Below are 21,733 nucleotides of genomic sequence, written 5' to 3'. Positions count from 1 at the left end.
GGACACCAGGCGCCGCCGCGATCGCCGGGAGGAACCGGTGACCGCGGTGTACAGCTGGCGCGCCCGGCCGGACCGGATCGACGAGTTCGCCGAGTGGGCGCGCGGCGCCACCGCCGAGGCGGCGCGGTTCCCCGGCAACCTCGCCGCGACCGTCGTGCACAACGAGGACAGCCGCGACTTCCACGTCGTCCAGCAGTTCACGACCCGGCGCGACCTGCAGCACTGGCTCGATTCGCCGGAGCGCGAGAAGTGGCTGCGCCACGCGAGGAAGCTCGCCGCGACCAAGACCGCCCAGCAGCACCGCACCGGGCTCGAAACCTGGTTCCACGTGCCGTCCGAAGCCACCGCGACGATGAAACCGCCGCCGCGCTGGAAGATGTGGCTGATCTCGCTGGTTTCGGTCTACCCGCTGGTGCTCGGCTTCCAGGCCTGGGTGGTGCCGCTGACGGCGTCCTGGCCGCTGCCGGCGCGGGCGGCGCTGTTCCCGGTCGTGCTGCTGACGACGATGACCTACGTCGTGATGCCGGCGGTCACCCGGCTGCTGCGCCGCTGGCTGTGACGGCCCGGGCGGACGGGGACGCCACCCGGGCCGCGGACCTCTCAGCCGCCGATTTCCTTGCTCACGCCGCTCGGCCCCTCGTAGGTCCGGTCGGGCAGCGCACGCACGATGTCCAAGGTGTCGGAGTCCGCGCCGTTCCGCTCGGCCGCGCGCACCAGGTCGTCGCGCTTCGCCGGGTAGTCGACACCGGAGAGGTACTTCTGCAGTTCGATCGGGTTCGGCTTGCTCACGGAGCTCTCCTTCCGTTCGGGGAACCGCGCGATTACCCCGCCCCGCGGCCGGCACACGTTCCGGACGGCAGCGGCTGCTCCCCCGCCGGGTGAAGGGTGGCCGCCGCCCGCAACACCCACGCCCGCCTCGACGCCCGGCGAGTCTCACCGCGAAGGGATACCCGACCGGGCGCGTTTAGCCCCCGGCAGCGGTGGTAGCCGCCCGGTGACGAAAGGAGCTCCCGTGTCGCTCCCGGCACCCTTGCCCGCGGAAGCCGCCTCGCCCCGGCGCGCCGTCGTCACCGGCGCCGACTCCGGCATCGGCCGCGCGGTCGTGGCCGCCCTCGCCGGTGGTGGCCTGGACGTCGGCATCACCTACCACTCGGACGCCGACGGCGCGGAGGAAACCGCCGCCGAAGCCCGGTCGCACGGGGTCGCCGCGCACGTCCGGCGGCTCGACCTGACCGAGCTGCCCGGCGCCGCCGACGTCGTCGACGCGTTCGCCGAAGACCTCGGCGGCATCGACGTCCTGGTCAACTGCTCCGGCACCGGCAGCAGCGAGCGCGTCACGGACCTCAGCTTCGAGAAGTGGCGCCAGGTCCTCGACGTCGACCTCGATGGGGTGTTCCTCCTCTCGCAGCGCGCGGCGCGGCACATGATCGACGCCGGCCACGGGGGCCGGATCATCACCATCACCAGCGTCCACGAGCACGTGCCCCGGGTCGGCGCCGCGCCCTACTGCGCCGCGAAGGCCGGGGCGGGCGCGCTGACCCAGGTGCTCGCACTGGAGCTCGCCGAGCACGGCATCACCGTCAACTCGGTGGCCCCCGGCGAAATCTCGACACCGATGACGGGACAGACCGACGCCGACCCGCGTGAGCAGGACCGGCCCGGCATCCCGCTCGGCCGCCCCGGCCACGCGGCCGAGGTGGCGGCCGCGGTCGCGTTCCTGGCGACCCCGGCGGCCGGCTACATCACCGGCACGTCGCTCGTCGTCGACGGCGGCCTGCTGCTGATGGGCGCCCAGCACGGGACCGCCGTTCGCGACCACGACTGGCGCTCCCCCTGAGACCGGGGGCCCGCGTCCCGGCTGCAGGGACCGGCGCGGGTCCCGGCCGTGGGCCGGACGGCGGCTCCCCCAGCCCGCCGTCCGGCCCCTTCCACTCCCCGTTTCTTCGCCGCCACGCCGGGTATCCGCGCGCAAAGGGACAAAGGAGGCACCCATGACGTCCGCTGAGACCCGTCCCCGCACCGGCCCGACCTGGCTGCGCCCGGTCGTCGCCGTGGTCGGGCTGCTTTACCTGGCTCTGGGGATCGCCGGGTTCCTGACCCCGGAAACCGCGGCGGTCGGGCACGAGACGAGCCGCGCCGTGTGGATCTTCAGCGTGACCCCGCTGCTCAACATCGTCCACACCGGAGTCGGGGTGCTCGGGCTGCTCGCCGCGACCCGGCGCACCGGGGCGATCATCTACTGCTGGGTGCTGTTCGTGGGCTTCACCGGGATGACCGCGTACGGGATCCTGGCGACCGCGTTCGTCAACCCCGAGGACCCGGTCAACCTGAACTGGGCGGACAACTGGCTGCACGGGCTGACCGCGGCCGCCGGGCTGGTGCTCGGCATCGCCGGCGCCCGTGCGGCCACGCGGGCCGCCGCCCGGACGCGGTGATCCCGGCCGTTTCGGCGGGTGAACACCGGGTAGCCGAAAAGGACACCGCCTGGAGGAGGTTCCCATGCACCGCGAAAGCGACCGGCATTCGGCCCGGGAGGACGACGCGCTGAAGGCCGAGCTGCGCGGAACCCCGCAGGGCACCGGCCCGTCCCACGCCGAGGAGCGTGACCCCGCACCCCCGGCCGACGACGAAGCGGACGTCCCGCCGTTGGGCGGCGGAGCATGACCACGAGCGAAGGGGCGGCGGTGGGTGAACCCACCGTCGTCGTGCACCACCGGCTCCACGCGGAGTTCGCGGTCCCGTTCCCGGGGCTGCGCCGGGTCCTGGGCCCGCGCAGCGGTCTGGAACTGGACGCCGGCGGTCTGCGCGTCCGTTTCGGACCCTGGCTGGTCGAAACCCCGCTGAGCAATCTCGCCGGCGCGGAAGCCGCCGGCCCGTACAGCGCTCTTCGCGTCTTCGGCGTCCGGCTTTCCCTCGCCGACCGCGGCCTGACCTTCGGCACCACGACGCGCGGGGGTGTGTGCCTGCGGTTCCGGGAGCCCGTCCGGGGTCTCGACCCGTGGGGCCTGCTCCGCCACCCGGGGCTGACGGTGACGGTCTCCGAACCGGAGCTGGTCGCCGAAGCCGTCAACCGGATCGTGGCGGAGTCATGACCACGGCGCGCATCCTGGCGGTGACGGTCGACTGCCGGAAGCCGGACCTGCTCGCCGAGTTCTGGGAAAAGGCGCTGGGGAACGCGAAAACCCGGACGTGGACCGACTCCCACGGCCTGACCTACCGGCAGGTCGAGTTCGACGACGGGCCCGCGCTGCTGTTCCAGCCGGTGCCCGAAGAAAAGACCGTCAAGAACCGGCTGCACCTCGACCTGGCCCCGGTGGGCCGCGATCAGCGGGCCGAGGTCGAACGGCTGGTGATGCTCGGCGCGAAGGTCCTCGCCGATCCGGACGACGACCCGTGGATCGTGCTCGCCGACCCGGAGGGCAACGAGTTCTGCGTGCTCCCGCCCAGGTGAGTTCGGGCCTGCCGCCGGTCGCGATTTCGAGTTGAGTCTCCCCCGGGGGGAGCCTGCAGGCTGTGGGCATGGACGACGAGAACCTTCTCACGATCGGGGCTCTGGCTGCGCGGACCGGACTGTCGGTCAAGACGATCCGGTTCTACTCCGACAAGGGGATCGTTCCGGCGACCTGTCACAGCCCGGCCGGCTACCGCCTGTACGACGTGGGTGCCCTGGCTCGTCTGGAATTGGTCCGCACGCTCCGTGTGCTGGACATCGATCTGGCCACGGTCCGGCGCGTGCTGGCCGACGAAACCTCGCTGGCCGAGGTCGCCGCAGCGCACGCAGCGGCCCTCGACGTGCAGATCCGGGCCCTGCGCCTGCGGCGTGCGGTGTTGGCAGCGGTCGCGAACCGGGAATCGACCCCTCAGGAGATGGATCAGATGCACAAGCTGGTGAACCTGTCCGACGCCGAACGGCACCGCTTCATCCACGATTTCATCGACGACACCTTCGGCGGTGTCGACGCCAATCCGGCCATGGTGGAACTGCTGCGTTCGACCATGCCGGAGCTACCCGAAGACGCCACTCCCGAACAGGTCGAGGCGTGGATGGAGCTCGTGGAGTTGGTCCAGGACACCGACTTCCGGGCCGCTGTGCGGCGGATGGCCGAGTACCAGGCGACCCAACGCGCCGACGGAGACACGACCGGCCTGCACCACGACCTGACCGAAACCGTGCGCGCAGACGTCGGCCGTGCGCTTGCGGCGGGGACCGCACCGGACTCGGAGCAGGCCGGCGGCGTGGTCGCCGCGCTCACTGCACGCTACGCCGAGACTTTCGGCAAGGCCGACGACGACCGGCTGAAGTGGTGGATCCTCGAACGGCTCGAGGTCGCCGGCGATCATCGCGTCACGCGGTACTGGCAGTTGGTGGCCTCCATCAACGGCTGGCCTCCGTTCCCGGATCCGGAACCGGTGTTCACCTGGTTCGGCCGGGCGCTGCGCACTCATCTCGACAGCCGGCGCTGAAGCCTTGCGTGTGAGATGACGAAGCTGCCGAGGTTGCGTCCACCTGGTTCGGAAAGGGTCAGCCCTCCCGTGCTGGTCGAGTGTGGACATGCCCGAACTCGCTGTGGCGCAACGAAATGACGAGAATTCCGGTATGAAGCGGTCTCCTTGCCGAGCTACTTCAGCAGGGTTCGTGCGCAGCCATGAATGTCACATACACGCCACCCGGCCCGTACGCGACCACACGGTGGGGTTCCCTGTCCGGCCTCTTGCACTGCGCGCCCCGGGCTGGGATCGATGCTGCTTGCGGCGAAGATGGCAGGCTACGCCCACCTGAACATCGACGGCACGTTGATCGAGACCGACCGGTGCCGCACTCCCGGACCGACGCCCTTGCTGACCACCTGGACCCACCACGACCTGCGGTACTGCCCGGAAGGCCTGACTACAGCAGGGCTGCGAGATCCCAGACCCGTATTGTGCTGTGCAACCTGCTGCTGCTGAGAACGACAGGGCGGCCCTGGAGCATGGTGGTCACCACGGAGATGACCCGGCTGCGGTTGTTGGCGACCAGCCGGCCGCCGACCACCGGGCCACCGACCATGGCGCGTTCGGCCAGGTCCCAGACCCGCACAGTCGTGTCCTGTGACCCGGTCACCGCCAGGGATCGGCCGCCCACCGTAATCGTGTCCAGGGCAACGATCCGATCCTCGTGGCCGACGATCGGATCGTACAGGGGCTCCACGTCCTCCAGATCGTTCAGCGGCCGCCGCAGGTCCTCGGCGCCCAACGCCCATACCCACAGTTCACCGGCGCTGGACCCGCCGACCACGACGGGCCGATCGTCGAGCCTCGACCACGCGACGGATTTGAGGGTACCGGCGTCCCCGCTGGTTCCAAGCCGCAGCCATTGGCCGGGCCGAGCCAGGTCCCACACCACCACCCCCTGGTCGACTCCCGCGACCAGAGATTCGCCATTGATCCATGCCGTCGCCAGTTTTGACACATTCGAGTAGTCCTGGAGTAGCACCGGAGGCTCGTCGAACGGCGTCTGCCAAACCTGAACCTCATCGGCATTCTGCGTTGCTGTCACAAACCGGACCGGCCCCGGACCTTGCACGGCAGCCACCCCCGCGAGATACGCACCGCAGGACGGCACCGCGTGCAGCAGCCGGCCGCTGTCCAAGTCCCAGAACGCGGGCTCTTGCTCGTCGCCACCGGCGGCGAGCACGATCCGCCCGTCAACAACAGCCGCGGCCACCGAATCAATCTCGTTGTCGGCATCGGGATACTCGGCGAAGAGAGGATCCCCAGCGTGGGCAAACGCCAACGGCCGCTTCCGCCACTCATCCCGAGCCGGGTTCCACGTCCACACGGTGCTGTCGGCCACGCAGACCACCAGCACCGCACCGGCTACATCGACAACCGCGAGATCATCGATGCCACTACCAGAAGGTACTGAGCTGCTCAGCAGCAACGGGAGGTCAGCCACGGCTCGGATCTTCGCACAACGAGATGGTGTCCGTCGGCGCACCCCGAACGTCCTCCGCCACTGACACTTGCGGAGGGCAACGAGTTCTGCGTGCTCAGGCCCAATGAGGCTCAGGCTCGGCCGACGGTGTCGCCGGCGTAAGCGGCCAGCCGTTCGTCGAAGCCGTCCGCGGCGCCGGGTCTGCGGAAATCCGGCGGATCCGGCTGCCCGGGGTAGGCCTCGCCGTAAAAGCCGGTCACGAACGCCACCACGGCTTCCGGCGGGGGCAGGACGTTGTCGCCGAGGTAGGCGAGGACGATCACCTCGTCGCCGGCCGTCGACTCCACGGCCGCGGCCCAGCCGTCGCGTTCGTCCCACAGCAGCGCCGTTTCGTGGCCGGGGAAGCGCGCGAGCCGCCGCTCCAACGCGAGGTAGGCGCCGGCCGGGACGTCCACCTCGCAGAACCAGGCGGGCGCGTCCAGCTCGGCCGCGACGGCCAGCAGGTACTGCCGCAGCCCGCGCGCCGCCGCGCCGAGCCCGTCTCGTTCGGTCATCCCGCGCCCGCCCCTCCGGTCGGTGCCCCATCGGGTGATACCCCGTCACCCGGCCGGTGAACCCGGCCCGCCCCGGGTGGCGCAGCACGTCACCGGATGTCCTCTGTGGATTTCCGACGGTCACCGATCGAGCAGGTCCAGCACGTCCTGGTCGCCCATCTGGCGGAAATCGGCGTACCACTGGCCGACCGCGCGAAAACCCGGCGGTGCGGTCACGCAGACGACGTCGTCGGCCTCCTGCCGCAACCGGTCCGCCGCGCCCGGGGCGGCCACCGGCGCGGCGAAGACGAGCGTCCGCGGCCGGGCCGCGCGGACGTCACGCAGCGCCGCCGTCGCGGTGACGCCGGTCGCCAGCCCGTCGTCGACGAGGATGACGTCGCGGCCGGTGAGGCCGGCCGGCTCCCGGCCGGCGCGGTAGCACGCGAGCCGGCGGCGCGCCTCGGCCCGCTCCCGGGTCTCGGCCCGCGCCATCCGCGCGGCCGTCAGCTTCAGCGCACGCAGGGCGGCCTCGTCGTAGATCGCCGGGCCGTCCGGGGTGACCGCGCCGACGCCGTACTCGCGGCGGCCCGGCGCGCCGATCTTGCGGGCCACCGCGACGTCCAGCTCGGCACCGAGCCGCCGCGCGACGACGGCGGCCACCGGCACCCCGCCGCGGGCGAGGCCGAGCACGAGCGGGTCACCCCAGGCGCGGTGCCGCAGTTCGCCCGCGAGCCGGCGGCCGCCGTCCTCGCGGTCGGCGAAGACCTGCGGACGGGCTTCCCGGGCGGGCATCACGTCACGGGCGCCACTCGTCGCGCCAGTCGGGGTGGGCTTCGTACACGGACGCGATGAGCTTGACGGACGCGTCGTCGTGGGCGTCGCGGATCTCGCGGCGCAGGAACTCCACCTTCTCGGCGAACGGCACCGGGTGCCGGTCCTCCGGCGCCTCGAGCGGCCCGCCGGCGAGCAGCAGCCCCTCGCCGCCGTCGGCGTACATGATCCGCAGCCGCCCGCGCCGCTCGGCCTCGTCGATCAGCGGCAGTTCACCCGCCCGGACGCGCTCTTCGTCCTCCGCGAGCCGGGCGAGCACGAATTCGTCGAGCTTCGCCGTCGTGGTGTCGTCGAGATTCGTCATGGGCCCGGGATACCCGCCCGGCCGCGGCCTCAAGCGTCCGCGCGGCTCACTCGCCTGGCCACCGCGAATCCGGTGCCGAGCAGGACGGCACCCCCGGTGATCCACGGCCACAGCGGCACCGAGCCGGCGTCACCGGCGCTCGCCACCACCGCGGCGGCCGGCACCGCCGCCACCGGGCCCGCCACGGTGAGCCGGAACGGGACGGCACCGGAGACCGGGTGCCCGTCGGCGGAGGTGACCCGGTACCGGATCGTGTAACCCCCCGCCGGGCCGAGCGGCCGCAGCGGCGCCGACACCCGGGCGTCCACAACGGACGCCGGACCGGCTTCCCAGTGCGAGGTGCCGTCGGGGCCGAGCACAGCGAGTTCCGTGAACCGGTTCTCCACGGGTTCGTTGAACACGAGCGCCACCTCGGCCGGGGCCGCGGCGACCGCCGCGCCCTCGGCCGGCGAACTGGACACCAGCACGCTGTGCGCGTCCGCCGCGGGCGCGCCGAACAGGACCGCGCACCCGGCGGCGGCCAGCGCGGCGGCGGTCCGGACGGGAAAAGACCAGCGGGAAGTCATGATTTCCTCGCTTCTCGGGAATTCGAGCGACAGCCGGAACCGTAGCGAGCACATCCGGCGCCGCGACGGAAGGCCGTGAAACGGCTGTGTTAAGCAATTCTCACCGCCGCGGCGGATCGCCGCCCCACAATCGGGCATACCGGGCCATTGCTCCGGTAGTCCGCGCACCCGGTCACCCGAACAGCCCAGCGAAACCGGCTTTCGGCGCAGCAACTCACCGAGTCCGGCCGCGAGAGCGCCGGTCGACTTTACCCGAGCTTCACGTGAACATCACTCCGCGAAACGTGCCGGCTGGTTTATTGCTCCCACATCCCGCCCTTTCCCCGCCGCTCCGAAATTTCGGCGCAGCCCTTTGCAGGGGAGCGAATTCCCGTTCTTTGGAGGACGAAACCGTGCGAGGACCCGCCCTGCGCCGTGACCACGTCATCGCCGCGAGCCTGGCCGGCGCGGTCGTGATCGTCGTCGGCTACGCGTCCGGCATCGGCCTGCGCCCGGGCGGCGCCGCCGACGCGACCACCCCGCCCGCGGTCGCGGACGGCGGACGCCCCGTCACCCCGGAAACCCCGGGCCCGCCGCCCCTTCCGGCCGGCCTGCTCCCGTCGGGTGTGCCGGTGGTCCCGTTGCCCGCCGCTCCCGTGGGCGGCCCGCCGGCGGAAGCCATGCCGCCGATGCCGGGTGAGGTCACCCCCATCCCGGATCCGGGGTCCCCGCAGCCCGGCGCACCCGAACCCCCCTCCCCGCCGTCGCCCACGACGCCGGACCCACCGCCGCCCGGGACCGACGTGCCCGCGTGCCGGCCCGGGGTCCCGCAACAGGTCCTGGACACCGTCGGCGGGCTGCCCCTGCTCGGGACCGTCACCACCGGCCTGGGAGTGACCGGGCCGGACGGGCTCGGCGCGCTCGTCCTCGGCTACTGCCGCGCGGCCGACGGCGGGCTGGAACCCGCGATGGTCCCCGCGGACGCCGTCGACGTCCCGGCCACGACCGTCCCCAGTGGACGGTGAGCCGTGGAACCCGTCAAGGCGTGGTACGTGATCGCCCGTACCGTCGACTACGCCGGTCTCACGCTGTTCGCCGGCGGGCTGCTGTTCCTGGCCGTGCTCTGGCCCGCGGGCGCCGGCCACCGCGGCGCGCGGTCGGTCCTGGTGACGGGCTGGCTCCTCGGCCTGCTCGGCACGCTCACCGGGCTGGGCCTGCAGGCGGCGTGGGCCGCACAGCGCCCGGCCGGCGACTTCCTGGCCTGGGACCTCGTCGGCCAGGCGCTGGACAGCCAGTTCGGGCGGATCTGGTTCGCCAGGGCGCTGCTGTGGCTGCTCGGCGGGGTCGTGCTGGCCTGGCTGCTGCAACGCGGCCACGCCGCCGCCACGGCGCTGCCCTGGCGCGTCGGGACCGGGGCGGTCCTGCTCGGCTTGCTCCGCACGACCGGCCTCACCGGCCACGCGGTGGAGAGCACCCGGCCGTGGCTGACGCAGCTGGCCGACCTCGTGCACCTCGCGGGAGCGTCGGCGTGGATCGGCGGCCTGGCCGTGCTGCTGTTCGGCGTCCTGGCCCGCCGCGACCCCGAAGAGCTCGCCTCGGTGATTCCCCGGTACTCGAAGCTGGCGATGACCTCGGTCACCCTGGTGATCGCCGCGGGCGTCGTGCTCGCGTGGCAGACCGTCGGCAGCGTCAGCCGGGTGTTCGGCACGGCCTACGGGCAGACCCTGCTGGTCAAGCTGGCCGTGCTCGCCGTCGTGCTCCTCGCCGCACAGGCCAGCCGCAGCTGGGTGGGGCGGCGCCTCGATTTCGCCGTCGTCCTGCGCGGGGACGCCGGCACCGTCCGCCCGTTCGTCCATTCCGTCGCCGCCGAGACCACGCTCGTGCTCGTGGTCCTCCTCGCGGCGAGCTTCCTCGTCACGGCCAGCCCCGGCCGCTGATCGCCCTGCGAAAGGAGTCCCTCGATGGACAACCCCACTCCCACCGCCCCCGAGCAGCCGGAGGTGGTGCGACGACGGCGGAACTGGCCGATCGCCGTGGCGATCCTCGCCTTGGCGACGGCGTTGTTCAGCCTGGCCACGCTGCGCGGCGGCCAGGCCGAGCAGGCCGCGCCGAGCCAGGCGACGAACGTCGACCTCGCCGCCTTGGCCCAGCAGGGTCCCCTGGCGGTCCCGCTCTACCAGGGCCTCGCCCAGGAACAGGCCGGCGGGGCCGCCCCGGCTGCCGCGCCCGCCGCCAAGTCGGTCGAGGCCATGGGTTACAAGTTCTCGCCCGCCGACCTGACGGTCGCCGTCGGGGACACGGTGACGTGGACCAACCACGACACCGCACCGCACAACATCGTCGTCACCGACGGGCCGGAGAAGTTCACCTCGCCGACCCTGCAGACCGGCCAGACCTTCAGCCACACCTTCACCAAGGCGGGCAAGTACTCGTACTACTGCTCGATCCACCCGGACATGAAGGCGACCGTCACCGTGACCGGCGCGGCCCCCACCAGTGCCCCGCCGACCTCGGCCCCGACGTCCGCCCCCACCTCGGCCCCGAGCCACTCGATGCCGATGCCGTCCACCCCGGCCGGCGGGGGATCCTGCGTGCCGAAGGCGGTCCTGCAGCCGATCCTCGACCACGTCAAGAGCGCGCACCTGGAGACCTCACCGGGTCAGCAGGTGCAGGACATCCTCAACCTGGACCAGTACATCAAGACGCACACGGTGTGGCTAGAAACCGTGCTCGCCCCGGCGTTCGACGGATCGGGCAGCCAGGTCGTCACCGACACGCTCGCGCCGATCATCGCGCACATCAAGAGCGCGCACCTGGAGACGTCGCTGGGGCAGCAGGTGACCGACCTGCTGAACCTCGACCAGTACATCAAGACGCACACGGTGTGGCTCGAAACCGTGCTGACGCCGCTGCTGAACCAGGCGAGCTGCTGACCCCGCGGGTGGCCCGGCCCGCCGGGCCACCCGCTCCCCTTCCCCGGAGGCCACCGCCCATGCCCGACACCGCCTTGCTGCCCGCCACGACCAGCTACACCCTGCGCCGGGATCGCTGCGTCATCGAGGTTTCCCCGCGCCCGCCCCTGGTCCGCGGCCGCCTGACCGCGACCGGCGGGCACTGGACACCCGGCGGCACGCTCTCGGTCACCCTCGATCCCGGCTCGCTGCGGACTCCGATCCCGTTCCTCGGCCGGGCGTTCCGCGGCGGCGAACTGAGCTTCACCGCCGGCGAAGTCGCCGAAGACCCGTTCGTCGTCGAAGGCAGCGTGGCCGGGCGAGCCGTGCGCCTGCGCGGCGATGTCCGGCACCGGGACGAGTTCGGCGTCGTCGTCTGGGCCACCGGGTTCGTCCTCCCGGCCCGCCGGAAGCCGGCGCACGCGGGACGGCTCGTCCGGCTGCTCGCCCGGCGGCGGCTGCGCGTGGAGATCGCGATCGAGTTCGTCCGATGAGGCGCGCCGCCCTGGCCGTCGCCGGTCTGCTGGTGTTCCTGAACCTGCCGTTCGCGGGCCCGGCCGCCGCGGCGACGCAGCAGGTCATGATGCAGGGCTACGCCTACTCCCCCGCCGCGCTGACCGTGCGGGTCGGCGACACCGTCACGTGGATGCAGCACGACGAGGCCCCCCACGACGTCGTCACGACGAGCGCGCCGGTCGCGTTCCGCAGCCCGCGGCTGTCGGCCGGGCAGAGCTGGAGCTACACGTTCCGGCAGCCGGGCACCTACCAGTACTACTGCTCGGTGCACCCCGTCATGCGGGCGTCGGTGACGGTGCTGCCCGCCCCCACGACGGCGCCACCGAAGCCGGCGAGCACGGCCCCCCGGGCCACGCCGCCCCGGACCACGGCCGCCCCCACCTCGGCCGCCGCGGTGCCGGTGACCACACCCGGAGCCACCCCGTCCCCGGCGGCCGCCGCGCCCGCCACCGAGCCGCAGCCCCCGGTCCAGCAGGCCACCGCGGCGGCGCCGGCGACCCTGGACCCGATGCTGCTGGTCGCCGGGCTCGTCACCGGGATCGCGGTGCTGTGCCTGCTCCTGCTGAGCTCGCGGCGGGCGTGAATTCCTGTCCGAAACCTGTCCCGGTAAAGGACTGGACCAATAATATCGGCTCGCCACAATGGAAGCATCGCCCTTCAGCGCGGAAGGTGGCCGATGCACTTCCTCATCCCCCTGCTGTCCCTGGTCCTGGCGGCCACTCCGGCCGCCCCGGCGACTCCGGCCGCCGCCCCGATCTGTGCCAAGTACTGCGACGCCCGAGACCCGGCCCTGTCTCCCGGTGACCGCGAAGGCGTCGCCGTGACCACCGGTTCACGCCGGATCTCCCTGCACCTCGACGACGGCGACGACATGGGCTGGGCGGCGATCACCGGCGGCACGGCCGGCGACCACGTCTGGCTGGACCGCTCGTTCGACGCCGGGCGCACGTGGGCGTCGGGCAGCAAGCTCGGCGACACGGCGACCCCGGCGGGCGCGACCGGCTGGCGGACGTTGATGTACAACGCCGACGACTGGGCGAACAAGGGTGTCGGCCTGCTGCGCGCGTGCGGTCAGCCCGCGGGTTCGGGGACGATCGCCTGCACCGGCTGGGCCCGCACGACGTGGAACGCCGGGAACCGCCGCACCGCCGCCGCCACGGCGCTGATGGAGCGCTACAACCTGGGCACCGGCCTCTTCGACACCACCGGGTGGTGGAACTCGGCGAACGCGCTGACCGCGATCATCGACAACGTCCGGATCAGCGGCATGGGCAGCTACCGCTACGCGATCGACACGACGTACACGAAGAACCTCTCGGCGCAGGGCGGCAGCTTCCGCAACGACTACCTGGACGACACGGCGTGGTGGGGCCTGGCGTGGGTGGACGCCTACGACCTGACGGGCGACAGCCGCTACCTGAGCACCGCCCGCGCCGACGCCGACCACATGTACGCCTACTGGGACGGCGTCTGCGGCGGCGGGGTCTGGTGGAACACGACCCGGACGACCAAGAACGCCATCCCGAACTCGCTGTACATCCAGCTGAACGCGGCCCTGCACAACCGCATCCCGGGCGACACGGCGTACCTGGCGCGCGCCCGCGCGGGGTGGACGTGGTTCTCGGGCAGCGGCGTGATCAACGGCGCGAACCTGGTCAACGACGGCTTGAACGTGTCGACGTGCGCCAACAACGGCCAGCCGGTCTGGACGTACAACCAGGGCGTGCCCCTGGCCGCCCTGACCGAGCTGTACCGCGCCACCGGCGACGCGGGCCTGCTGACGAAGGCCCGCGCGATGGCCAACGCGTCGACGACGAACTCGGCGCTGAACCCGGGCGGCATCCTCCGCGACCCGGGCGAAGCGGCCGGCGGTGGTGGCGCGGACGGCCCGACGTTCAAGGGCGTGTACGTCCGGGACCTGGCGGTGCTGAACGCGGCCTTGCCGGACCACCCGTACACGGGCTACCTGCAGCGTCAGGCCAACTCGGCGTACGCGAACGACCGCAACAGCGCGGACGCGTACGGGCTGGTGTGGGCGGGCCCGTTCGACCAGTCCGACGCGGCCCGCCAGCAGAGCGCGCTGGATCTGATGAACGCAGCCCCCTGAACCCGAAACTCGCGTGATCAGAGCCGGATCTCGCGTGATCAGAGCCGGAACCGGCGAGTTCCGGCTCCCATCACGCCAGTCACGGGCCCGATCACGCGAGTTCCGGGCTCAATCACAGCTCAGAGCGTCTTCTCCAGCCGGCCGGCCAGCAGCTTGATGAAGCGCGACGGGTCGGCCAGCTCGCCGCCCTCCGCCAGCAGCGCCATGCCGTACAGCAGCTCGGCCGTCTCCGCCAGGCCGTCGTCCTCCGGACGGGACGCGTGCGCCTCCCGGAGGCCGGTGACCAGCGCGTGCTCCGGGTTGAGCTCCAGGATGCGCTTGATCGGCGGCAGTTCCTGCCCCATCGCGCGGTACATCTTCTCCAGCGTCGGGGTCAGGTCGTGGGTGTCCCCGACGATGCAGGCCGGCGACGTCGTCAGCCGCGACGACAGGCGGACCTCCTTGACGGTGTCGCCCAGGGCGGTGCCCATCCACGTCAGCAGGCTCTCGAAGTCCTTGTTCTGCTGTTCGCGGGCGACCTCGGTGGCCTTCTTGTCCTCGTCCGAATCGAGGTCGACCTGGCCCTTGGCGATCGACTGGAACTGCTTGCCGTCGAAGCCCGGCACCGCGTCGACCCACATCTCGTCGATCGGGTCGGTCAGCACCAGCACCTCGTAGCCCTTGGCGCGGAACGCCTCCATGTGCGGCGAGTTCTCGATCGCCGACCGGGATTCGCCGGTCATGTAGTAGATGTGCTGCTGGCCGTCCTTCATCCGCTCCACGTAGTCGCGCAGCGACGTCGGCTTCTCGGCGTCGTGCGTCGACGCGAACGACGAGATCTCGAGGATGGCTTCGCGGTTCTCGAAGTCGTCGAGCAGGCCTTCCTTCACCGCGCGGCCGAATTCGCGCCAGAACGTCGCGTACTTCTCGGCGTCGGCGGTCATCATCGTCTTGACCGTCGAGAGGACCTTCTTCACGAGGCGACGGCGGATCAGCTGGATCTGCCGGTCCTGCTGCAGGATCTCCCGCGAGACGTTGAGCGAGAGGTCCTGCGCGTCGACGACGCCCTTCACGAACCGCAGGTACTCGGGGACGAGCGACTCGCAGTCGTCCATGATGAAGACGCGCTTGACGTAGAGCTGCACGCCGCGCTTGCGCTCCCGCAGGAACAGGTCCATCGGCGCGTGCGACGGCAGGAACAGCAGCGCCTGGTACTCGAACGTCCCCTCGGCCTGCAGCCGGATCGTCTCCAGGGGGTCCTGCCAGTCGTGGCTGACGTGCTTGTAGAACTCGTGGTACTCGTCCTCGGTCACCTCGCTCGACGACCGCGCCCACAGCGCCTTCATCGAGTTGACGGTCTCCACCTTCGGCTCTTCGCCCTCGGCGGCTTCCCCGGCCATCCGGATGGGCCAGGTGATGAAGTCGGAGTACCGCTTGACGATCTCGCGGACCTTCGCCGGGGACGCGTAGTCGTAGAGGTGGTCCTCGGTGTCCTCGGGCTTGAGGTGCAGGGTGACCGCGGTGCCCTGGGGCGCGTCTTCGACCGGCTGGATCGTGTACGTGCCTTCGCCGGTCGACTCCCAGCGGACGCCTTCGGTGGTGCCCGCGCGGCGCGTCACGAGGGTGACCTTGTCCGCGACCATGAAACTCGCGTAGAACCCGACGCCGAACTGCCCGATCAGGTCCTGCGACGCCGCCGCGTCCTTCGCCTCCTTCAGCTTGGTCAGGAAGTCCGCGGTGCCGGACTTGGCGATCGTCCCGATCAGGGCGACGACCTCGTCGCGCGTCATGCCGATGCCGTTGTCCCGCACCGTGAGGGTCCGCGCGGCGGGATCCGTCTCGATGGCGATGTGCAGGTCGGCGGTGTCCGCCTCGAGGTCCTTGTCGCGGTACGACTCCAGCCGCAGCTTGTCGAGGGCGTCGGAGGCGTTGGACACGAGCTCCCGCAGGAACGTGTCCTTGTTCGAATAGATCGAATGGATCATCAGCTGGAGCAGCTGACGCGCTTCCGACTGGAACTCCAGCGTCTCGATCGGGGCAGTCACTTCCGTTCCTTTCCGCATGTCAAAGCCGAGGTGGGTCGATCCTATCCGGCGGTTCTTCCCCTGCGCATCCGCTGTGCTGAAACACGATTGACGCAGCTCACGGCGCTCGGCGACGATGATCTGCACCAGGCAAAAGGCCGCCCGCCGGGCGGTTTTCCGCTTCTCCGTCACCGAAAAAGGGGTGCGCTGTGAAGGTTCTCGTCCTCAACGCCGGCTACGAGCCGCTGCAGACCGTTTCCGTCCCGCACGCGATCCGCATGCTCGTGCGGCACGTCGCCGAGATCCACGAGGCCGAGGACGGCCTCGCCTACGGGCTGTTCCCGCGCCCGAAGATCGTGCGGTTGCTGCGGTACGTCGTCATGAAGTGGCGATATACGCAGCCACCGCGCTGGTCCCGGCGCGGTGTGCTGGTCCGTGACGGGTACCGGTGCGCCTACTGCGGGCGGCGCGCCACCACGATCGACCACGTGACGCCGCTGAGCCGCGGCGGCGCCCGGACCGACTGGCTCAACACGGTCGCCGCGTGCGGGGGCACGGCCCGCAGCTGCAACGCCCGCAAGGCGGACAAGCTGCCGGGTGAGGCCGGGATGAAGCTGCACTTCGCGCCGTACGTCCCGGCGTGGGACCAGCTGCACCGGGTCGGCGCGTGAGCGCGGCCGGTCCGTCGGCGCGCCGGCGGACCGGCCGTTAAGCTCGAACCGATCGCCACCCGCATCCGTGTGTTCCGGGGAAGGCCGGGGAGGTCGTCGTGACCGACGCAGGAGAGCTGATCGCCGGGCGCTACCGGCTGGCCGAGCGGATCGGCCAGGGGGCGATGGGCGTCGTCTGGCGCGCCCGCGACGAGCGGCTCGACCGGGTCGTCGCGGTCAAGCAGCTGGACTACGACGCGGCCATCGGGCAGGCCGCGAGTGACCAGGCGGCCCTGCGCGCCTTGCGCGAAGCACGGCTGACCGCGCGGCTGCGGCACCCGCACGCCATCACGGTGCACGACGTCGTCGAGCAGGACGGCGAGCCCTACCTGGTGATGGAGTACCTGCCGTCGCGCAGCCTGGCGGAGATCCTGCTCGACCGGGAGAGCCTGCCCGCCGAGGAGGTGGCACGCATCGGCGCGCAGATCGCGTCGGCGCTCGCCGCCGCGCACGCCGAGGGCGTCGTGCACCGCGACGTCACGCCCGGCAACATCCTGCTCGGGGAGTCCGGCGTCGCCAAGATCGCCGACTTCGGCATCTCCCGGGCCACCGGCGAAGGGGCCGTGACCGGCGGCGGCTTCATCGCGGGCACGCCGGCCTACCTGGCGCCCGAAGTCGCCGCCGGCCACGAAGCCGGCTTCCCCGCCGACGTCTTTTCCCTCGGCTCGACGCTCTACCGCGCCGGGGAGGGCACTCCCCCGTTCGGCAACGACGACAACGCGATCGCCCTGCTCCTGCGCGTCGCCAAGGAGGAGATCAGCCCGCCGCGGCACAGCGGGCCGCTCTCCGAGGTGCTGATCCGCATGCTGCAGCGCGACCCGGAAGCGCGCCCGGCGATGGCGGAGGTCCAGGAGCTGTTCGAAGCGGTCACCGGCGGCCGTCCGCTGCCGCCGCCCCGCCCCCGGCCGCGGGCCGGGACCCGGCTGTTGCGCGTCCGCCGCCCGCGACGCCGGCTGGTCCTGGCGGCGGCCGCCGGCGCCGTGCTGCTAGCCCTCGGCGTGCTGATCGGCACCGTGCTCGTCCCGGACGGCACGACCACCGTCGCCGCACCGGCCTCCTCCGCTCCCCCGGCGCCGACGAACCCGAGCCCGGCGCCCACGACGACGGCCGAGCTGGGCTGCGCCGCCCGCTACGAGGTGACGAACTCCTGGCCCGGCGGTTACCAGGTGCAGGTGACGGTGCGCAACGACCGGGACGCGGACCTGTCCGGCTGGAGCGTCCGCTGGACGTTGCCCGCCGGTCACCGCATCAGCGGCTTGTGGAACGGCACCTTCACCGTCGATGGTTCGACGGTGACGGTCGAAAACGCCGCCTGGAACGCGCAGCTCGACGCGGACGCGACGACGACGTTCGGCCTGATCGCCCTGACCCAGAACGGAAGTGACGACGCCCGCCCGGCGCTGACCTGCCGGACGCTCTGACCACCGGGAGGCACCCTGAAGCCCCAGCACGTCCGGGCCCGGCGCAGGTCGATCCGCTTCGACGGCCGGACCGTGACGCTCAGCATCGCGACGAAGAGCATGGGGATCGTCCCCGACGACGCCAAGCACCGGTTCCCGGTCGGGAAGCTCACCGACGTCCGGCACACGGCGGCCACCTGGCGCAAGCACGGCGAGATCGTGTTCGTGGCCCCGGGCGCGCCGACCGAGATCGTCGCGAACGTGCCGCTCGGCGCCGACAAGCTGCCCGGGAACGTGTTCCGCTACGAATACCCGAAGCGCGCGAAGGTCGAGGAGTTCCTGGACGCCCTCGACGAGGCGAGGAAGAAGTAGCCCTCCGTCGTTGGGCCGATCAGGGCAATTCACGGGAGATCGAGGCTCGGGCTCAACGGTCCGGGTGGCTGGCTCGTCGGTAGTGGTGATCAATCACCACACGGAGGTGCCAGTGCGAAGAACTTTGTCCGTCCTCGGGGTCCTGCTCGCGGGTCAAGCAGGACTGGCCGGGCTCGCCCCGCCCTCCGCGGTCGCCGCGGCCGCCGCGGTTCCCTCGGCGACCGTCACGCTCATCACCGGCGACCGCGTCACCGTCCGGACCACTCCGGACGGCCGGGACACCTTCGAGGTCCAGCCGGCCGCCGAGAAGGGCATGGCGCGGGCGCTGGTGCACCTGCGGCTCGGCGGCCGCGACTACGAGGTCCCCGGCACCGCGCTGCCCTACCTCGGCCGCGGGCTCGACCTGAGCCTGTTCGACGTCAAGGCGCTGCTGGCCGGCGCGAAGGCCCCGGTCGACACCAAGACCTTCGGGGCCGCACTGGCGAAGCAGTTCAAAGAAGACAACGCGCGCGGGCGGTTCGGCGGGCAGGGGCTCTTCGCCGGGGGTGCGAGCTTCGCGCTCGCCGGGGCGCCGAAGCGCGCGGCCGTCCGGCCGCGGTCGGTGATGCGCACGGTGTCGGTCGATGCCACCGACATCGGCGGGAAGCCTGCCGACACCGGCATGGCGTTCCTCTACAACACCGACGACGGGAACACCCTCGCCGCGGACGAGAACTACGGCTACTTCTCCGGCGGCACGGCCAAGTTCAGCGTGCCGGACGGGAACTACAGCGCCTACGGCGTCTTCTGGACGGCCGACGCCGACGGCAACGCGACCGAGATGCGGTTCAGCGCGCAACCCGAGTTCGCGGTGAAGGCGGACACGACGGTCCGCGTCGACGCGAAGCGCGCGAACAGCAAACTGAACTGGGTGACGCCACGGCCGGCCCTGCTGGACGACACGGGGTTCCTGTTCCGCCGGGCCGCGAAGACGGGGCCGGCGCTGGTGGTCGACTTCGACGCCGGGCCCGGCGTCCCGATTTCGGTGTCCCCGACCGCGGTTCCGGTGCGCACCGGAGCGCTCCAGACCTACCCGTACAGCAGGCTCGTGTCCCCGCCCGGGCCGGGCACGCCGTACGAATACGTGCTGCAGAAGGCGGCCACCGGCACGATTCCGCAGCAGCGGTACACGATCACGGCGAAGGACGTCGCCGCGGTGGACGCCACCTACTACAGCGAGTTCGCCTCCCTCGGCTTGCGGCAGCGTAGCGGCATGTTCTCCTTCGAGGACGGCGGCGGCCGCACGTCGCACCCGATCGAGCTGCCCCGGAAGCAGACCGAATACGTCTCGGCCGCGCCCGACCTGATGTGGTTCGGCGGGTTCTCGAAGTACACGCTGCCCGGGCCGGGCTCGTTCCCCGGCTGGGCCGGCGGTCAGTACGAGGCGTTCCACACCTACCAGGGCGGGTCCTCGGTCACCGAGGACTGGAACCGCTTCCCGCTGCACCCGGCGAGCGCGGTGGCCCTGATGCCGCTGAGCGACCCGTCGGTCTTCACGCAACCGGGCGCGACCCGGGCCGGCGACCTGGTGCGGTTCGCGATCACGCCGTTCAGCGACAACCAGCCCGGGCACACCGGCTTCGGGTTCTACGGCGAGTCACGGGACACCGTCACCGGACACTACCGGTTCACCCAGGACGGCACGACGCTCGCCGAGGGCAGCCCGAGCGGCGCCACCACGGTCGGCCTGGAGCAGGAGGTCGGTCCCGGCCCGTCGACGCTCGGGCTGACGATCGACGCGGGCCGCACGGGCCCGATGTACCGCCAGAGCACCGCGACCCACACGGAGTGGACGTGGAAGTCCCAGCACGTCGAAGGCGCGACGCTCCCGGCGGCGTTGTACTGCGCCCGCGGGGACGACGGCCCGGACCGGTCGTGCGCGGTCGAACCGCTGCTGACGCTCGGGTACGCCGTCGGCGGCCTCCGGCCGGACGGGTCCGCCCTGTCCGGGCCGCAGAGCCTGGACCTCACGGCCGGGCACCTGCAGCTGAGCACCGGCAGCGCGGTCACCGGGGCCACGGTGCAGTACTCGACCGACGGCACGACCTGGCAGGACGCGACGGTGAGCCCGCGCGGTGACGGCGTCTTCCACGCGGACTTCACCGCGACCACGGAGGCGTACCGCGGCACGGACGTCTCGCTGCGCGTCACGGCGTCCGACGCCGCCGGGGCGACGATCGCCGAGACGATCACCGCCGCCTACCACGTCTACGTGTCCTGAAAGGACTGTTCATGGGGAACAGAAGGATGATCCGCGCGCTGACCGCCGTGTGCGCGGCGGCCGCGGTGGGCGGGTTCGCCCCGGCCGCGGCCGCCGCGCCGGTGGCCCGCACGGCGTGTCCCGAGCCGGGTCCCGGGCTGCTGCGCTGCCTCACCACGTACACGCCGGGCGCGCCGCGCACCCTGGCCGACGGCCCGGTCGGCTGGGGTGCCGACGACCTGGCGTCGGCCTACCGGCTGCCCGCCGAGGCGGGGCCGGACACCGTCGTCGGCATCTCGATCGCCTACGACGCGCCGAACCTGGAGGCCGACCTCGCCGCTTACCGGGCGCAGTACGGCTTGCCGCCGTGCACCACGGCGAACGGCTGCTTCCGCAAGGTCAACCAGCAGGGCGCCGTGGCTCCCCTGCCGCCCGCCAACTTCGGCTGGGCTCTCGAGTCCACATTGGACGTCTCGATGGTGTCCGCGGCCTGCCCGTCCTGCCGGATCCTCGTCGTGGAAGGCAACACCCCCGGGTTCGCCGACCTCGCCGAGACCGAGGACACCGCGGTGCGGCTGGGCGCGAAGGTGGTGTCGAACAGCTACGGCGCGCGCGAAGGCGGGGCGCCACTGGCGTTCGCGAGCCACTACCAGCACGCGGGTGTGACGGTGGTGGCCTCCTCCGGCGACACCGGCTTCACGGCGGCGAGCTATCCGGCGGTACTGGCCTCCACGGTCGCGGTCGGCGGCACGTCGCTGGCCCGCGACCCGGACTCGCCGCGGGGCTGGGCGGAGTCGGCGTGGCAGTACGGCGGCAGCGGCTGCTCGGCCTACATCGCGAAACCGACGTGGCAGAAGGACACCCACTGCGGCAAGCGGACGGTCGCGGACATCGCGGCGGCGGCCGAGGACATCGCCATCCACTACGCGGACGCGGACGGCTGGCTCCCGGTGAACGGCACGAGCGCCTCGGCGCCGTTCGTCGCCGGCCTGGTCGGCCGTTCCGGGCACGCGGGGGCGACCCAACCGGCCGGCCTGTACGCCGAGGCCGCCGCGTTCCTCGACGTGACCACGGGCCACAACGACCCGGCCGGAGCAGGCAAGAAGTGCGGCGGCGACTACCTGTGCGTAGCGGGCCCGGGCTACGACGCCCCGACGGGCCTCGGGGTACCGAACGGCCTCGGCGGGTTCTGATCCCCGGCTGCCGTCCAAAGGTCCGTGAATGCCAGGCGGATTCACGCGGTGGTTGCAACACCTGTCGTTTGTTGATCTAACAGTAGCTTCGTGAGGGCCTCGGCTGGCGTTCGCC

The 21,733-nt window shown here is 71.9% G+C and carries 25 protein-coding genes and 1 pseudogene; 19 read left to right on the top strand and 7 right to left on the bottom strand.

The annotated features are described in order from the left end of the window. Nucleotides 1-37 precede the first annotated feature (37 nt). Entirely contained in the window at nt 38-559 is a 522-nt protein-coding gene (locus AB0M80_RS41920; RefSeq protein ID WP_364576079.1) for an antibiotic biosynthesis monooxygenase, read from the top strand. Nucleotides 560-600: 41 nt separating this feature from the next. Here AB0M80_RS41920 and AB0M80_RS41915 read toward each other — a convergent pair whose 3' ends face one another. Next, nucleotides 601-789: a DUF2795 domain-containing protein gene (locus AB0M80_RS41915; protein ID WP_364576077.1), complete on the bottom strand. Its 189-nt coding sequence runs from the start codon at nt 787-789 to the stop codon at nt 601-603. Between the two features lie 223 nt (nt 790-1,012). Here AB0M80_RS41915 and AB0M80_RS41910 point away from each other — a divergent pair, with 223 nt between their 5' ends. The 7 genes and pseudogenes from AB0M80_RS41910 to AB0M80_RS41880 all read left to right on the top strand — a co-directional run. Then, nucleotides 1,013-1,837: an SDR family oxidoreductase gene (locus tag AB0M80_RS41910; RefSeq protein WP_364576075.1), complete on the top strand. Its 825-nt coding sequence runs from the start codon at nt 1,013-1,015 to the stop codon at nt 1,835-1,837. 154 nt (nt 1,838-1,991) lie between these two features. Continuing rightward, nucleotides 1,992-2,435: a DUF4383 domain-containing protein gene (locus AB0M80_RS41905; RefSeq protein WP_364576073.1), complete on the top strand. Its 444-nt coding sequence runs from the start codon at nt 1,992-1,994 to the stop codon at nt 2,433-2,435. A gap of 64 nt (nt 2,436-2,499) precedes the next feature. Continuing rightward, a complete protein-coding gene (locus tag AB0M80_RS41900; RefSeq protein ID WP_364576071.1) occupies nt 2,500-2,664 on the top strand; it encodes a hypothetical protein in 165 nt (54 codons plus the stop codon). A 20-nt stretch (nt 2,665-2,684) separates the two neighbouring features. After that, nucleotides 2,685-3,092, top strand: coding sequence for a hypothetical protein (locus AB0M80_RS41895; RefSeq protein ID WP_364576069.1), 408 nt, complete (start codon nt 2,685-2,687; stop codon nt 3,090-3,092). After that, a complete protein-coding gene (locus AB0M80_RS41890; protein ID WP_364576067.1) occupies nt 3,089-3,451 on the top strand; it encodes a VOC family protein in 363 nt (120 codons plus the stop codon). Before AB0M80_RS41895 ends, AB0M80_RS41890 begins: the two co-directional genes overlap by 4 nt. Before the next feature lie 68 nt (nt 3,452-3,519). Then, a complete protein-coding gene (locus AB0M80_RS41885) occupies nt 3,520-4,464 on the top strand; it encodes a MerR family transcriptional regulator (protein WP_364576065.1) in 945 nt (314 codons plus the stop codon). A gap of 279 nt (nt 4,465-4,743) precedes the next feature. Continuing rightward, nucleotides 4,744-4,833 (top strand): annotated as a pseudogene (locus AB0M80_RS41880) (IS5/IS1182 family transposase); the annotation flags it as partial. Between the two features lie 55 nt (nt 4,834-4,888). Here the strand turns inward: AB0M80_RS41880 and AB0M80_RS41875 are convergent. The 5 genes from AB0M80_RS41875 to AB0M80_RS41855 form a co-directional block, all read right to left on the bottom strand. Beyond that, nucleotides 4,889-5,935, bottom strand: a complete 1,047-nt coding sequence (locus AB0M80_RS41875; protein ID WP_364576063.1) for a hypothetical protein — start codon at nt 5,933-5,935, stop codon at nt 4,889-4,891. Between the two features lie 110 nt (nt 5,936-6,045). Further along, nucleotides 6,046-6,468 carry a DUF6292 family protein gene (locus tag AB0M80_RS41870; protein WP_364576062.1) on the bottom strand — a complete coding sequence of 141 codons (423 nt, stop codon included), beginning with the start codon at nt 6,466-6,468 and terminating at the stop codon, nt 6,046-6,048. Between the two features lie 120 nt (nt 6,469-6,588). Then, nucleotides 6,589-7,239, bottom strand: coding sequence for a phosphoribosyltransferase family protein (locus tag AB0M80_RS41865; RefSeq protein WP_364576060.1), 651 nt, complete (start codon nt 7,237-7,239; stop codon nt 6,589-6,591). Nucleotides 7,240-7,243: 4 nt separating this feature from the next. Then, the gene (locus AB0M80_RS41860; protein WP_364576058.1) at nt 7,244-7,582 is read right to left on the bottom strand and encodes a hypothetical protein; all 339 of its coding nucleotides are present in this window, start codon (nt 7,580-7,582) and stop codon (nt 7,244-7,246) included. A 29-nt stretch (nt 7,583-7,611) separates the two neighbouring features. Next, nucleotides 7,612-8,148 (bottom strand): copper resistance CopC family protein, encoded by a 537-nt coding sequence (locus AB0M80_RS41855; RefSeq protein WP_364576056.1) that lies wholly within the window; start codon nt 8,146-8,148, stop codon nt 7,612-7,614. A gap of 392 nt (nt 8,149-8,540) precedes the next feature. Between AB0M80_RS41855 and AB0M80_RS41850 the strand changes: the two genes are divergently transcribed. From AB0M80_RS41850 to AB0M80_RS41825, 6 genes are all read left to right on the top strand, one after another. Then, on the top strand, nt 8,541-9,152 hold the full coding sequence (locus tag AB0M80_RS41850; protein WP_364576054.1) for a hypothetical protein: 612 nt from the start codon (nt 8,541-8,543) through the stop codon (nt 9,150-9,152). A gap of 3 nt (nt 9,153-9,155) precedes the next feature. Next, nucleotides 9,156-10,064, top strand: a complete 909-nt coding sequence (locus tag AB0M80_RS41845; RefSeq protein WP_364576052.1) for a CopD family protein — start codon at nt 9,156-9,158, stop codon at nt 10,062-10,064. Between the two features lie 24 nt (nt 10,065-10,088). Further along, nucleotides 10,089-11,060 carry a cupredoxin family copper-binding protein gene (locus AB0M80_RS41840; protein ID WP_364576050.1) on the top strand — a complete coding sequence of 324 codons (972 nt, stop codon included), beginning with the start codon at nt 10,089-10,091 and terminating at the stop codon, nt 11,058-11,060. A gap of 59 nt (nt 11,061-11,119) precedes the next feature. Next, nucleotides 11,120-11,572, top strand: a complete 453-nt coding sequence (locus tag AB0M80_RS41835) for a hypothetical protein (RefSeq protein WP_364576048.1) — start codon at nt 11,120-11,122, stop codon at nt 11,570-11,572. Beyond that, nucleotides 11,569-12,177, top strand: a complete 609-nt coding sequence (locus tag AB0M80_RS41830; RefSeq protein ID WP_364576046.1) for a cupredoxin family copper-binding protein — start codon at nt 11,569-11,571, stop codon at nt 12,175-12,177. Before AB0M80_RS41835 ends, AB0M80_RS41830 begins: the two co-directional genes overlap by 4 nt. Before the next feature lie 93 nt (nt 12,178-12,270). Next, nucleotides 12,271-13,701: a glycoside hydrolase family 76 protein gene (locus AB0M80_RS41825; RefSeq protein WP_364576044.1), complete on the top strand. Its 1,431-nt coding sequence runs from the start codon at nt 12,271-12,273 to the stop codon at nt 13,699-13,701. A 119-nt stretch (nt 13,702-13,820) separates the two neighbouring features. On the opposite strand, the gene htpG is transcribed toward AB0M80_RS41825, so the two are convergent. Beyond that, nucleotides 13,821-15,725, bottom strand: coding sequence for a molecular chaperone HtpG (htpG, locus tag AB0M80_RS41820; RefSeq protein ID WP_364576041.1), 1,905 nt, complete (start codon nt 15,723-15,725; stop codon nt 13,821-13,823). Nucleotides 15,726-15,913: 188 nt separating this feature from the next. Here htpG and AB0M80_RS41815 point away from each other — a divergent pair, with 188 nt between their 5' ends. The 5 genes from AB0M80_RS41815 (at nt 15,914) to AB0M80_RS41795 (ending at nt 21,618) form a co-directional block, all read left to right on the top strand. Continuing rightward, nucleotides 15,914-16,375, top strand: a complete 462-nt coding sequence (locus AB0M80_RS41815; RefSeq protein WP_364576039.1) for an HNH endonuclease — start codon at nt 15,914-15,916, stop codon at nt 16,373-16,375. A 98-nt stretch (nt 16,376-16,473) separates the two neighbouring features. Continuing rightward, nucleotides 16,474-17,835 (top strand): protein kinase, encoded by a 1,362-nt coding sequence (locus AB0M80_RS41810; RefSeq protein WP_364576037.1) that lies wholly within the window; start codon nt 16,474-16,476, stop codon nt 17,833-17,835. Nucleotides 17,836-17,907: 72 nt separating this feature from the next. After that, on the top strand, nt 17,908-18,186 hold the full coding sequence (locus tag AB0M80_RS41805; protein ID WP_364576035.1) for a hypothetical protein: 279 nt from the start codon (nt 17,908-17,910) through the stop codon (nt 18,184-18,186). A gap of 112 nt (nt 18,187-18,298) precedes the next feature. Further along, complete coding sequence (locus AB0M80_RS41800) at nt 18,299-20,446, top strand: hypothetical protein (RefSeq protein WP_364576033.1); 2,148 nt, start codon at nt 18,299-18,301, stop codon at nt 20,444-20,446. A gap of 11 nt (nt 20,447-20,457) precedes the next feature. After that, complete coding sequence (locus tag AB0M80_RS41795) at nt 20,458-21,618, top strand: S8 family serine peptidase (RefSeq protein ID WP_364576031.1); 1,161 nt, start codon at nt 20,458-20,460, stop codon at nt 21,616-21,618. The last annotated feature ends 115 nt before the right edge of the window (nt 21,619-21,733 follow it).

Source organism: Amycolatopsis sp. NPDC051045, from assembly GCF_040682955.1.
Lineage (GTDB): Bacteria > Actinomycetota > Actinomycetes > Mycobacteriales > Pseudonocardiaceae > Amycolatopsis.
The sequence above is the reverse complement of the archived record's forward strand: the minus strand, read 5'-3'. Positions and strand labels throughout refer to the sequence as shown.

Excerpts from the sequence above, each read along its gene's own strand:
- AB0M80_RS41900 (WP_364576071.1), top strand. The coding sequence starts at position 2,500 with ATGCACCGCGAAAGCGACCGGCATTCGGCCCGGGAGGACGACGCGCTG.
- AB0M80_RS41870 (WP_364576062.1), bottom strand. The coding sequence starts at position 6,468 with ATGACCGAACGAGACGGGCTCGGCGCGGCGGCGCGCGGGCTGCGGCAG.
- AB0M80_RS41905 (WP_364576073.1), top strand. The coding sequence starts at position 1,992 with ATGACGTCCGCTGAGACCCGTCCCCGCACCGGCCCGACCTGGCTGCGC.
- AB0M80_RS41795 (WP_364576031.1), top strand. The coding sequence starts at position 20,458 with ATGGGGAACAGAAGGATGATCCGCGCGCTGACCGCCGTGTGCGCGGCG.
- AB0M80_RS41860 (WP_364576058.1), bottom strand. The coding sequence starts at position 7,582 with ATGACGAATCTCGACGACACCACGACGGCGAAGCTCGACGAATTCGTG.
- AB0M80_RS41835 (WP_364576048.1), top strand. The coding sequence starts at position 11,120 with ATGCCCGACACCGCCTTGCTGCCCGCCACGACCAGCTACACCCTGCGC.
- AB0M80_RS41830 (WP_364576046.1), top strand. The coding sequence starts at position 11,569 with ATGAGGCGCGCCGCCCTGGCCGTCGCCGGTCTGCTGGTGTTCCTGAAC.
- AB0M80_RS41865 (WP_364576060.1), bottom strand. The coding sequence starts at position 7,239 with ATGCCCGCCCGGGAAGCCCGTCCGCAGGTCTTCGCCGACCGCGAGGAC.
- AB0M80_RS41855 (WP_364576056.1), bottom strand. The coding sequence starts at position 8,148 with ATGACTTCCCGCTGGTCTTTTCCCGTCCGGACCGCCGCCGCGCTGGCC.
- AB0M80_RS41825 (WP_364576044.1), top strand. The coding sequence starts at position 12,271 with ATGCACTTCCTCATCCCCCTGCTGTCCCTGGTCCTGGCGGCCACTCCG.
- AB0M80_RS41885 (WP_364576065.1), top strand. The coding sequence starts at position 3,520 with ATGGACGACGAGAACCTTCTCACGATCGGGGCTCTGGCTGCGCGGACC.
- AB0M80_RS41890 (WP_364576067.1), top strand. The coding sequence starts at position 3,089 with ATGACCACGGCGCGCATCCTGGCGGTGACGGTCGACTGCCGGAAGCCG.
- AB0M80_RS41840 (WP_364576050.1), top strand. The coding sequence starts at position 10,089 with ATGGACAACCCCACTCCCACCGCCCCCGAGCAGCCGGAGGTGGTGCGA.